The sequence below is a fragment of the Paralteromonas sediminis genome, assembly GCF_003820355.1.
Lineage (GTDB): Bacteria > Pseudomonadota > Gammaproteobacteria > Enterobacterales > Alteromonadaceae > Alteromonas_F > Alteromonas_F sediminis.
In genome coordinates this window covers 127213-139710 of sequence record NZ_RPOK01000003.1, presented here as the reverse complement: position 1 = coordinate 139710, position 12498 = coordinate 127213, and the positions used below count along the sequence as shown (strand labels likewise).

General features: G+C 45.3%; 11 protein-coding genes. 3 read left to right on the top strand and 8 right to left on the bottom strand.

The genetic code is table 11. From position 1 onward, the window contains the following. Positions 1-3: 3 nt before the first annotated feature. The 7 genes from aroB to pilM all read right to left on the bottom strand — a co-directional run bounded on the left by aroB (position 4) and on the right by pilM (position 6427). The gene (gene aroB, locus DRW07_RS09765; protein ID WP_124027731.1) at positions 4-1068 is read right to left on the bottom strand and encodes a 3-dehydroquinate synthase; all 1065 of its coding nucleotides are present in this window, start codon (positions 1066-1068) and stop codon (positions 4-6) included. Positions 1069-1098: 30 nt separating this feature from the next. Beyond that, the gene (gene aroK, locus DRW07_RS09760; RefSeq protein ID WP_124027730.1) at positions 1099-1614 is read right to left on the bottom strand and encodes a shikimate kinase AroK; all 516 of its coding nucleotides are present in this window, start codon (positions 1612-1614) and stop codon (positions 1099-1101) included. A 234-nt stretch (positions 1615-1848) separates the two neighbouring features. Beyond that, on the bottom strand, positions 1849-3633 hold the full coding sequence (locus tag DRW07_RS09755; protein ID WP_124027729.1) for a type IV pilus secretin PilQ: 1785 nt from the start codon (positions 3631-3633) through the stop codon (positions 1849-1851). Further along, positions 3626-4168, bottom strand: a complete 543-nt coding sequence (locus tag DRW07_RS09750; RefSeq protein ID WP_338067759.1) for a pilus assembly protein PilP — start codon at positions 4166-4168, stop codon at positions 3626-3628. The genes DRW07_RS09755 and DRW07_RS09750 overlap by 8 nt, the downstream gene beginning before the upstream one ends. Beyond that, a complete protein-coding gene (locus tag DRW07_RS09745; protein WP_124027728.1) occupies positions 4165-4800 on the bottom strand; it encodes a type IV pilus inner membrane component PilO in 636 nt (211 codons plus the stop codon). The genes DRW07_RS09750 and DRW07_RS09745 overlap by 4 nt, the downstream gene beginning before the upstream one ends. Further along, on the bottom strand, positions 4797-5375 hold the full coding sequence (locus tag DRW07_RS09740; protein WP_124027727.1) for a PilN domain-containing protein: 579 nt from the start codon (positions 5373-5375) through the stop codon (positions 4797-4799). Before DRW07_RS09740 ends, DRW07_RS09745 begins: the two co-directional genes overlap by 4 nt. Further along, positions 5363-6427: a type IV pilus biogenesis protein PilM gene (gene pilM, locus DRW07_RS09735; RefSeq protein WP_124027726.1), complete on the bottom strand. Its 1065-nt coding sequence runs from the start codon at positions 6425-6427 to the stop codon at positions 5363-5365. The genes DRW07_RS09740 and pilM overlap by 13 nt, the downstream gene beginning before the upstream one ends. Positions 6428-6566: 139 nt before the next feature. Here pilM and DRW07_RS09730 point away from each other — a divergent pair, with 139 nt between their 5' ends. Further along, a complete protein-coding gene (locus DRW07_RS09730) occupies positions 6567-9203 on the top strand; it encodes a penicillin-binding protein 1A (protein WP_124027725.1) in 2637 nt (878 codons plus the stop codon). 23 nt (positions 9204-9226) lie between these two features. Continuing rightward, entirely contained in the window at positions 9227-10918 is a 1692-nt protein-coding gene (locus tag DRW07_RS09725; protein ID WP_124027724.1) for an NAD-dependent malic enzyme, read from the top strand. 209 nt (positions 10919-11127) lie between these two features. Here DRW07_RS09725 and DRW07_RS09720 read toward each other — a convergent pair whose 3' ends face one another. Further along, the gene (locus DRW07_RS09720; RefSeq protein ID WP_124027723.1) at positions 11128-11613 is read right to left on the bottom strand and encodes a MarR family winged helix-turn-helix transcriptional regulator; all 486 of its coding nucleotides are present in this window, start codon (positions 11611-11613) and stop codon (positions 11128-11130) included. A 162-nt stretch (positions 11614-11775) separates the two neighbouring features. On the opposite strand from DRW07_RS09720, the gene DRW07_RS09715 reads away from it, so the two are divergent. Beyond that, complete coding sequence (locus tag DRW07_RS09715; RefSeq protein ID WP_124027722.1) at positions 11776-12477, top strand: CPBP family intramembrane glutamic endopeptidase; 702 nt, start codon at positions 11776-11778, stop codon at positions 12475-12477. The last annotated feature ends 21 nt before the right edge of the window (positions 12478-12498 follow it).

Here is a 12498-nt window from a genome sequence, read left to right as displayed (position 1 = left end):
ATACTAACCCAATACTTGTTGTAGCAGCTGTTCGCTTATCTCGCTAGTTACCACTGCATTGCCTATTCCCGTAGGGATAACAAAGCGGATGCTGCCCGCTTCCACTTTCTTGTCGTGCTGCATGTGCTGCATATACGCGCTAAAGTCCATTGATTCAGGACCTGAAACTGGAAGCTCAAATGATTGTAACAAATTGATAAGACGCCGAACTTCTGACGAATCCATCCAATTAAGCTGCTCAGCTACTCTACAGGCAATAACCATACCAGCAGCGACAGCTTCCCCATGTAACCAGTTGCCATAGCCCATTTCAGCTTCGATCGCGTGACCAAAAGTATGGCCCAAATTGAGCAGAGCACGCTGACCTTTTTCACGCTCGTCATTCGATACAATTTCTGCCTTTATCGCACAGCAGCGATGAATAGCATGATTGAGAGCGTCAGGATCGAGTGAAGTTAACTTCGTGGCATTTGCCTCTAGCCAACAAAAGAAGTTGCTGTCATAAATTATGCCGTATTTGATAACTTCCGCCATGCCAGCAGCGAATTCCTTTGCGGGTAGGGTGGACAGCGTCATCGTATCTATAATGACAGCTTTTGGCTGATAAAAAGCACCAATCATATTTTTGCCTAAGGCATGATTGACCGCCGTTTTACCGCCGACTGATGAGTCTACCTGAGAAAGAAGGGTAGTTGGCACTTGGATAAAAGGAATACCACGTTGATATGTGGCGGCAACAAATCCACACAAATCGCCTACAACACCACCGCCTAAAGCAATAAGTGTCGTGTCTCTGCCACAACCTTTTGCTAACAATTTTCCAATAACCGATTCCAGTTGGGTCAGGTTTTTAAACTGTTCGCCATCCGGAATTATTACCGACTCTACAGGAGCAGAAATAGCGTCACTTAGTCGCTTTAAATAGAGCGGAGCCACCGTCTCATTACTGACAACAACCAATCGGTTATTACCAACAAATTCACTTAACAGATGTTTTGTGTTGAGTATGTCGGCCTGTATCAAGATAGGGTAGCTGCGCGACCCCAGTTCAACATTCAGCTTAGACATGGGCGGCAGCTCCTTTGTGCGTAAAACGTATTACAGACCGATTTTATTAATGATTTGATTGGCAACAGCGCGAGCAGACTGGTCATCTGTCTCTACCACATAGTCGGCAACTTCTTCATAGAGAGGGTTTCGTGACTCTGCGAGATCTCTCAATACTTGTTCTGGATCATCGTTCTGAAGCAGAGGGCGACGCTTGTCTCGTTGTGTACGAGATACCTGCTTATCGATAGTCGTTTGTAGGTAAACCACAATTCCGCGCGCTGACAATCTGTTTCTGACGATTTTGCTCACTACTGAACCACCGCCAGTAGCTAAAACAATGCCTTGTTTGTCAGTTAACTCATTGATGACATTTTCTTCGCGCTTGCGGAAACCTTCTTCACCTTCAAGGTCAAAAATCCAGCTAATGTCTGCACCGGTACGCTTTTCAATTTCCTGGTCAGAGTCAAAGAATTCTAAATGGAGTTCATCTGCTAGATGTCGGCCTATTGTGCTTTTTCCCGCACCCATAGGACCAACAAGAAAGATATTACGTTTTTCAGCCATATTTGCTTAATTCACAACTTATTATGTGGAGGGGGATATTGCTGTCTCTTTCCACCCGATTATGCGCCTGACATCACTATCAAGCACCCATTAAAAACCTCGCTTAAATTTCGAGGACGGGATTATCTCAGTTTCTGTATTCGGTATGCAAGTTTTGTTGCGGTGAGATTTAAGTTCATGAAAAATATTGAAAAAATGCCGGAAAATTAGGTATTTTCCGGCATTATGACTGTTTTAAAGCGATTCTGTCATGATTTTTGGTGTGACAAAAATGAGAAGTTCGCGTTTTTGTACCACATTTGATGAATTTCTGAACAGCGCTCCCACAACCGGTAAATCACCGAACAAAGGTACTTTGTTCACGTCATTGGCGCTGGTTTGCTGGAAAATTCCGCCAAGTACGACAGTTTCGCCGTTTTCAACTAACACCTGAGTTTTGATCTCCTGAGTATCAATGGCGACAGCGTTACCGGTTGATGTAGGTACTGTTTCACCTCTAGTGTCCTGAGTAACGACTAGGTCAAGAATAATCCTGTTATCAGGTGTAATGTGCGGAGTAACGCGCAAACTTAACACCGCCTTCTTAAACTCAACTGAGGTCGCACCACTAGATGTTGCTTGTACAAACGGAATTTCTGTACCCTGTTCGATATAGGCTTCTTGTTGGTTTGCCACTGTTATGCGTGGACTGGCAATAATTTCACCTTTATTTTCTGCCTCTAATGCCGAAAGTTCCAAATCTAAAATGGTTCCATCAACCAAACTGGCAACCTGAAACGCAATACGGCCTGAATTTTCACTAGCGACTGGAAGGTTAACATTCAGACGGTCTGATAAAGGTGCTAGTAAACCCGCATTTGCAGAGTTTGCGCCGTTCAATCCACCCGATGTAGATGCATCATTTTGACGGTCTGTGAACCCCCAACGCACACCCAATTGTTCGTCTACGTTGTCACGAACAGTGACCATTCTGGATTCAATAAGTACCTGCTTCACCGGAATATCAAGTAATTCAACCATATTTCTGGCTTCATCAATAGATTCTTGGGTGTCGCGAATTAGCATTGTATTTGTACGTTCATCGACGGTGACCGAACCGCGGCCACTCAGAATACCACCGTCTTGTGACTTTAGAATTTCAGCCAATTGTTGTGCTTTTGCATAGTTGACTGTAATAGAAGCTGATTTCAGTGGTGTTAAGTCCGCCACCTGTTGCTGCGATTGTAATTCTTGCGTTTCGCGAGCAGTTAATTCCTCCGCTGGTGCAATAAGAAGAATATTGCCTTCGAGACGCTTTCCAAGCCCTTTGATTTGCAAAATCATATCTAACGCTTGATCCCAAGGTACACCAGACAAACTAATAGTTATATTGCCGGAAACCGTGTCAGTAGTAACCAGGTTAAAGCCGTTCACCTGCGCGATGATTTGAAGCACTTGCCGAACTGCTACGTCTTGGAAATCAAGTGAGATTGGCGCCCCTGAATACAGTTGAGCGACTTGCTGAAGCTCTTCTTCTTCCTTGACGATCCGATTTACTGTCACGCGCAGTGTCGTACCTTCAAGACTGTACCGTGCGCTTACTTCACCTTGATAGACAAACTCAATTCTGGCCGCACTTCTATCTTGGAACGTCTCTATGCTGGTAACCGGTGTGCCAAATTGGCTCACGTCCAGTTCAACATACTGTTCATCTTCAAGTTTAACTCCAGGTAAAGTGATGGTCATTTTACCTTTCGCCTCGATGAGCTGGGGTTTCACATTACCAGATGTTAATGCGACATCAGTAATGCCTGCTCCCGTAGCACTTCGAGTGAACTGAATATCAGAGACAAGAGCGTCAAAAGCCTGACGGTCTCCTTTATCGGGATCAACAAGAGGTGGCGGTGTTGTGTCTTCCTGAGCTTCACTGGTGTGAGCCCAAACACTAGCACCTATGCCGAGCATTACTAATACAGCAACCATATAATGGCGCTTCTTATGGCGCGCGAGGCCTTTATTAAAGATAAAACGTTCAGACATTATTGTTTTCTCCCCCACGCGTATCTAACGACAAGACGACTTCTTGTCGCTGCCAGCATCCCGCGCCGTCAGGTAATAGTTCTTCGATTGTCACGCTACTATCACTTATTGCAATTATTTTGCCAAAGAAGAGGCCAAGCCTGCTTCCTTGAGTCGCTTTGTGTAATGCACCATCATTTGTTGAAAACAAAACCCAGCGTACGCCGTTAGTGGTAAAGTTCCCTGTCAGTTTTAATGCATCGATCCCATATTGTTCTAAAGGTTGTTTGGAACGGGCAAAATCAGGTTGCAAACAATTGGTTTGCACCTGAGCCTGAACCGGTGCACTTGCCTTTTCGGTTGGATTAAACGGACTGCGTAAATCCTGCGCACTGTATACAAATACCGGCTGTGGCTCAAATTCCGGATAAGGCTCTATCGTCGAAGGAACCCGTTGCTTCACTTCTTCAGTATAGGCCACCAGATCATCCATTTGAGGTGAGCAAGCACTTAAAGCACTGACTGAGAGAATAGCTAACAAAACGCGTTTCATCATTGTTGCCCTCCCTGACTTGAAGCTGCTTCAGCCAATATATCCGTGTCACTGGCTGCTGTTCGATAAGTTTTAGCCTGCATTTGTAAGGACAAATCACTGCCTTCTCGGCCAACGGTAAAGTCATGCACAGTGACAATTCTGGGCAAGTCTGCCATTTTTGATACAAACTCGCCGAACTCGTGATAACTGCCCGATACCTCTATTTGAATAGGAAGCTCAGAATAAAATTCTTTGGGTATTTCCTGTTGCCAATTAAGGAGTTTAAAGGTCAGACCTGAACTGGTGCCTGCGTAGGTAATATCATCAAGCAATCCCGGTGTTTCATTACTCGTAGGCAGTGACTTTAACATCGATGAAAAGTCATCTTTTATGCGTTCAAGTTGCTCTTGATAGCCTTCCAGGTTAGCAGCGAGCCTGTATTTAGCTTCGTACTGCTGCTTTAGCTCAACTTCCTTTAACTCAGCAGAGTCTAAAACTGGCAACTTGGGCATAATAATCATGTAATAGCTCAAACCACCGATCGCAATCGCAACAAATAGCGCAACGACAAATTTAACCTCAAACGGCCAAATGGAAATCTGTTCAAAATCTAATTCGTTGAGGTCTTTAAGTTTGTTTACATCGAATTTCATTGGCCTGCCCCCTCTTTTTCAGCACCTTTGAGTGCTTTCTCAGAGAGCTGAACCCTCAGATTAAATGCACTCACTGCATCGCTGGCACTGGTATCAGCTACTATGGTAGACAACTCAGCGTTATCAAATACCTCGGAGCGTTCAAGGCGACGCATAAAATCAGACAGGCGATTGTTTGAGTCACTGACACCGTCAATTTCAATGGCGTTGTTGCTGCGACTCATAGTAGTAAATGACACACCGGGAGGCAAAACCCTAACTAATTCGTCCAGCATAGTGGGTGCCAGATTTCTGCTTGACTGTAGTTGTTCAATCAAGGCCATGCGTTTCTCTATTTCATCTTTGCTGTCACGTACCTTCTGAATTTCCGCGATCAGGCTGTCCAGTCTGGTGATCTCAGTTTGCAAATACTGATTTCTGGCATTTTGGTTACCTATTTGTTGGTCGATCGCCTGGCCCACCATCCAAAAGAGGGCGGCTGCCAATGCACCAGTCATGAATAGGACTGCTAGATAATTCTGCTTTTGTGCCTGACGTTGCTTTTCACGCCAGGGCAGTAAATTTATATGTGCCATGAGTAGAAACTCCGACTTGCTAACCCAGCTGCAATGGCAAACTGAGGCCCTATCGACTGAACGTGATCACTATCCAGCTTGTCAGCCAAGGTCATATTGGCAAAAGGATTAAAGGCTTCCACATCCATATCCAGGTCATTGTTGAGTGCATCGACTAATGCAGGAAGTACGCCACCCCCGCCACTAACAACCAGTTTTTTAGGCATCTGAGCATGTGTTGTGCTCATATACATTTGAATAGCGCGATTGATTTGTTGCTGACAGTTTGCCACGAATATGGGTAAGGTATCTTCTTCCCAGGTTCCTGTCATAGTCTGAGTAACTAGCTTATGCTCGATTTCATCTTTTTCCATCATATGCATCATGGAAATGTCCTGAAGGAGCATGTTCATGCCAAAGCTGTGCTCTTTCGAATAGACGACTTCGTTGTTGTCGACAACGCATACCTGCAATAAGGATGCGCCAATATTGATGCAACAAAGTCGCTCGTCTGAATCGTGGTGGTAAAAATGTTTAAGCGCATTGCCTAACGCATAACCTTCAATGTCTACCACCTTGGGTTCGTAGGGGACTTCCCTCACCAGAGTCAACCGACTGTCTACAATGTCCTTGTGAGCTGCGCTTAGCAATACATTGACTTTTCCCACATGGGTATTACTCGGTCCCAGCTCTTCAAAGTCTAAATAGACTTCTTCGAGAGGATATGGAATGAGGCTATCAGCTTCTATCTCAATTTGACTTTCGAGTTCGAAATCAGTCTGATCAGGTTCCATGTAGACGACTTTGCTGATGACGGAAGAGCCCGACACGGCAATGGCAACATCCTTGCTTTTGCTCTTCAGGCTCTTTTGAATTTTTTTAAGCGTGAGACTTACTGCTTCGTAATTCTTGATTTCGCGTTCAGCAAATGCCTCTTTGCCAATAGGCTCGCTTGCCACGCTTTGCAGTACGTAACCATCTTTCTTTTGTTCTATTACGACCGCTTTGATAAAGCGAGTACCGATGTCCAGCCCTATCAAAATTGACGCTTTTTTACCAAGAAGTCCTTGCATAGTGCACAGCCCATTCGTGCTTGGATTAAACCAAGTCTACATTATTATGTGATTTTTATACCATTTTTAGTTCTAATAAATACACATAGGTATAAAATAAAGTCTATTTTTGCAACAATATGAGGCGTTCGTCAATTTTGTGAGGTACTTAAAACGAATTTTTTGGATCAGTGTGATCGCTGGGATCCTCGGATTAGTCGCTTTATTAGGGCTATATTTTTCTATGAGACCCAATCTTCCCAGTGTAGAAGTGTTAAAAGATGTCCGTCTGCAGACACCCATGCGAATTTATACAAAAGACGGCAAACTGATTTCTCAATATGGCGTTCAACGTCGGATTCCCGTCACGTTAGACCAAGTACCTGAAAAATTGAAGCAGGCGATTATTGCCACAGAAGACAGCCGTTTCTACGATCATTTTGGTATAGACCCCATTGGTGTTGTTCGTGCCGCTATCAACCTCATTGTGACGGGTGAAAAACAACAAGGCGCTAGTACGCTCACCATGCAGTTAGCCAGAGGGTTTTTCCTCACCAGAGAAAAAGCGTTTGTGCGAAAGATAAAAGAAGCATTTATTGCTTTGCACATTGAGCAGGTCCTAACCAAAGAAGAAATATTGTTACTCTACATCAATAAAGTCGAGCTGGGTCACCGGGCGTTTGGTATGGGCGCTGCCGCACAGGTTTATTATGGCAAGTCACTCGACGAGTTGACACTGGCTCAGTTAGCAACGTTGGCGGGGTTACCTCAAGCTCCCTCGGTACTTAACCCAATTAGTCGGCCTGAGCGTTCGGTAGATCGCAGAAGAATAGTGTTGTTCCGGATGTTGGACGAGGGGTTTATTACGCGTGCTGAATATGATGAAGCATCTAATGCGCCTGTAACTGCGGAAAAGCATGGGGCAGAAATTGAAGTAGATGCTCCGTATCTTGCTGACATTATCTACAACCAAATGGTAGAAATGTACGGTAAGGAAGAGGCCGAAACTGGGGGCTACCGCGTGTATGCTACTGCGAATTCCGAAACCCAGTTGGCAGCCCAAAATGCCGTGACACAAAACCTACACGATTATGATGAACGGCATGGTTTTAGGGGGCCAATAGGTTTTCTTTGGGGAGACGCTGAGCAGAGTGATGCAACAGTCAGCGATACTAATGAGCCTGAACCCATGGTTACCAACAGACCGTCCTTGGACGATGTGAGAGCTGCTCTGTCCGCGATTGATCCCATAGAGCCTCTGTTTCCAGCGGTTGTGCTTGAGGTTATGGAGCAAGCAGTCAGTGTGATGAAAGCAGACGGCGAGCAGGTCATTATTGAATGGATCAATTTAGACTGGGCGCGGGAATACATTACCGACTCACGGCAGGGATCAGCACCTGAAAAAGCATCTGATATTTTGTCAGAGGGCGCGATTATCTGGATTCGAGAGCACGAAGGTGCCTGGCGGTTGAGTCAGCTGCCAGAAGTCAGTGGCGCGTTCGTTGCTCTTAATCCTTTTGATGGCGCAGTTGAAGCAGTCGTAGGGGGTTATAGTTTTTATCAGAGCCAGTTCAACCGTGCTACACAGGCCAAACGTCAGGTAGGGTCTAACATCAAACCCTTTATCTATGCCTCTGCGCTGGATAGCGGTTACACGGTTGCCAGTGTCATCAACGATGCGCCGATAAATCAGTGGAACGCAGGCAGTGGAACAGCATGGCGTCCACAAAATTCACCTGCGGAGTACGATGGCCCAATCCGTATGCGAGTGGCGTTAGGGAAATCTAAAAACGTGGTTTCGATCCGCCTTCTGCGCGGTGCGGGTTTGCATGAGACCGCTGACTATCTGCGCAACTTTGGCTTTTTGAATGAGGATATTCCTCGCGATGAAACTTTGTCTTTGGGCTCTGGATCGCACACGCCTTTGGAAGTGGCCAGAGCGATGGCCGTTATCGCAAATGGTGGCTTTTTAGTAGAACCGCACTTTATCCATCGTGTTGAGAACGAAGAGGGCCAAGAACTGTGGCAGAGCGAACCCGTATTTGCTTGCGATCCCTGTCAGTCCGAAAGTCAGGAAGGCATTTCAGAGGAAGTACTCGATCGGGAAGCACAACTCGCTGCACAATTAGAGTTATCGGGATTAAGTGAGACGGATGGCCCCCAGCAACAAGTCCAGCGTGCGGCGCCCAGAGTCATGAGTGAGCAAACGGCGTTTCTGGTTGCTGACATGTTAAGAACGGCCGTGCGTACCAATGGAAGTTGGAACAAAAACACGTACTGGATGGGAACAGGGTGGCGCGCCCGTAACATTCTTGGGCGAGCGGATATCGCGGGCAAAACCGGTACAACCAATGATTCAAAAGATACCTGGTTTACAGGCTTTAGCCAAAATATGGTTGCGACTTCCTGGGTGGGTTTTGATGACATGAGTCGTCAATTGGGACGTGCTACACCAAATAGAAATATTATTAATCGCAATCCAGAGAAGTATAATTGGATTGGGAATGGTTTAATCGGGTCAGAAGATGGTGCAAAAGCTGCGCAGCCAGCTTGGATACGCTTTATGCAGCATGTCATGGCCGATTTGCCGGAAACAGAAAGAGAAATGCCACAGAACATAATACGTGTCAGGATTGATCGGACCAGTGGATTGTTGACCCGTCGCACTGACCATACCACAATGTTCGAGTACTTCATTCGAGGCACTCAACCAACAGTCTACATTCAGGAAGATGAGATTATTGATCCCGCGCTTGTTGATGAGCCAAGTACAATTGAACCTGATGAAATTTTCTAATAAATACACCCTACGAGAACTCTATGTCTGATAATGATACGCGGTATTTGTATATTCCCCATGCTGGTCCATCACTGCTGGAAACACCTTTGCTGAACAAAGGAAGTGCTTTCACGGCCAGAGAACGTGCTGCGTTTAATTTAATTGGCCTTTTGCCACCCCGCTATGAAACCATTGAAGAGCAGGTTGAACGTGCCTATCTGCAATATAAAAGTTTCGACGAGCCACTCAATAAGCATATTTATTTGCGAGCGATCCAAGACACTAACGAAACGCTCTACTACAGGTTGATTCAGGAGCACATTGAAGAAATGATGCCCATCATTTACACCCCGACTGTGGGTGATGCCTGTGAGCAGTTTTCTGACATTTACCGCAGCTCGCGTGGTCTCTTTGTATCTTATGATGAGCGTCATCAACTCGACGATATTGTGCGCAACGCGACAAAACGCAAAGTAAAAGTCATCGTCATTACCGATGGGGAGCGCATCTTAGGACTTGGTGATCAAGGCATTGGCGGCATGGGAATTCCGATCGGTAAACTCAGCCTTTACACAGCATGCGGTGGAATAAGCCCTGCATACACACTTCCTGTGATGTTGGATGTGGGCACAAACAATGAAAAGTTGCTCAATGACCCTATGTACATGGGGGCGCGCCATCCAAGAATTGGTCAGGATGAATATAATGAATTTGTTGATATGTTTATCAAGGCAGCACAACGTCGTTGGCCAGAAGTAATGATTCAGTTTGAAGACTTTGCGCAGCCAAATGCTATGCCACTATTGCAGCGCTATCGCAATGAAGTTTGTTGCTTCAATGATGACATACAAGGCACTGCGGCTGTTACCCTAGGTACTATTTTAGCTGCATGCAAAGTGAAGCAGCAGCTTCTTTCCAGCATGAAAATTGTGTTTGTTGGCGCTGGCTCAGCGGGTTGTGGTATTGCCGAAATGCTGATTCAACAAATGATCCACGAAGGGTTGACCGATGAGCAGGCGCGTAGGCAAGTCTTCATGGTAGACCGCTATGGATTACTCACCGAAGGCATGGAAGATTTGCGCGATTTCCAGCAGGCCCTACAGCAGCCAAAAGAGTCGTTGAGCGACTGGCAATACTCAGGTGAATATGCCACCTTGCTGGACGTGATGAATTGCGCTAAGCCCGATGTCCTCATTGGTGTATCGGGGCAGCCAGGATTATTTACTGAGCAAGTGGTTCAAACTATGCAGCAGCATTGTGAACAGCCGATAATTTTCCCATTAAGCAACCCTTCTCGCCAAGTTGAGGCCCGTCCGGAGCAAGTCATCGAGTGGACTGATGGCAATGTTGTTATCGCGACAGGCAGCCCGTTTAAGCCAGTAGAATACAAAAACAAAACGTATCCCATCGCACAATGTAACAACAGTTACATTTTCCCAGGGATAGGTTTAGGTGTGATAGCCAGTAAAGCTAAACTGATCAGCGATGAAATGCTAATGGCAGCAAGTAATGCTCTGGCGGCATCTTCTCCGCTAGCAACCAAGGGGGAAGGCGCTTTGTTACCGTCGTTGCGTGATATCGCTGCGCTGAGTAAACAAATTGCATTTGACGTGGCAAAAGTGGCGATAGCGCAAGGGCTAGCACTAGAAATTTCTGATGAACAACTCCAAGCCAAAATAGAAGCGAATTTCTGGCAGCCCGAGTACAGACCTTACAAGAGGATCAGTATTTAGTGATATAACAACGTGTAGGGCGCGAGTTTGTTATGCAGTAGAGCGTCTGGTTTTTTATTGCTACTTGAGTAAGCGCCTCATGTTGCTTAGATGCTAGACGTCTACGCTGAAAAGCGGTATTGCTTCAGTGCCGCTTTGGCTGCACTAAACAAAGCGCGTATCATATTGCGTGGGGTAGCACGTGGGTATTTAGGCAGGAAATACTTTCGTCAATACCGTGGAGAAGTTGAGTCTTCATTGGATTTTAAAGGCGTTAATTTAAGCTTTAATTCCATTTTTTCCAGTATATTGCCCACGTCGAACCCCAGCTCACTGTACAAATCACGAAAGTGTCGATCTGCGATAGCACAAGCCGCTTCAATTTTTGTTAACTCTGTTAACCCTTGGGGTGTCAGCGTTACCTTATTGGCGCGTTTGTCCGCGTTATTTTTTTGCTTTTCAACAATGCCCAGTTTTTCCAATTTACTGATGCGGGTTGAAATCAGCTGATGTGACTTCTCTAGTTTTTGCGAGATTTGTGCCGTAGACAGGGCTCTATGTTGGGCCAAAAGCAACACAACAGATACACAGCTTGACGGTGTGTCTGCCCCAAGCTCACCGAGTAACTTTTCTCCCTGGATTACAATTAAGTCATAAAGCGATTTTGCTTTGGGAGCTAGGAATGCTTCTCCAAAGTCGCGATATATTTCGTTCATTTTTACCTCTTTCACGGGCTTAGACTAAGTGTTACTGAGGTGCTAGAAGCCCCGTCAATCACACCATATTAATTTAACGGGAAATTTTGCGCAAATATTTGTACAATTATTTGCGCAAACTGTTGTATATTATTTTAAAAGCACTTTTAAATTCGAACTCATATGAATAACGCAACAATACGCAAGCCTGCTGAGAGCAATCCATTCTCACAAATCTCAAAAAAACGCATTCTACTCACTGTCTTGTTATCTGTTGTTTTGTTGACAGCGCTAAAATCAATGTTTTCTATATGGACAGAGTTCAATGCCGGCATACTGTCTCTACTCATTACCTTTGGGGTGATTAGTATCCTGATGAAAAAATGGGAGGTCAGTTGGAATGAACTGGGGCTCAGGTCGCCAAGATCGTACAAATCTTTCTTTTTGTCGCTCACTTTATTAACTATGGCGACGATTGCTGTTGCTTTGCTGTCTGTTTTTATTGCAAAACACTTCTTTGTCAAACCTGATGAGTCTTTAAGGTTTGCACATTTAGCGGGAAACTTGCCCGTTACCCTATGGTATATAATGTTAGGCTGGCTTGTTGGTGGTCTTGTTGAAGAGTTGGTCTATCGCGCTTTTTTTATCACCGCACTGCAAAGGATTTTGGGGCCGCACTGGATAGCAACAGCCATTGCCATTGTTATTCCAGGCCTATTCTGGGCTGCTAGACATGTTTATTTCAAAGGGGCCTATGGTGCTGTTTTTATGTTTTTCAGCAGTCTTGTCTTTGGTGCCTGCTATGTATTGTCAAAACGCTGTTTATGGCCCAATGTCGTCCTGCATGGACTCATTAACACGTTTGGGTTTATCAACAGGTATTAATTTAAATCAAAAAACATCACT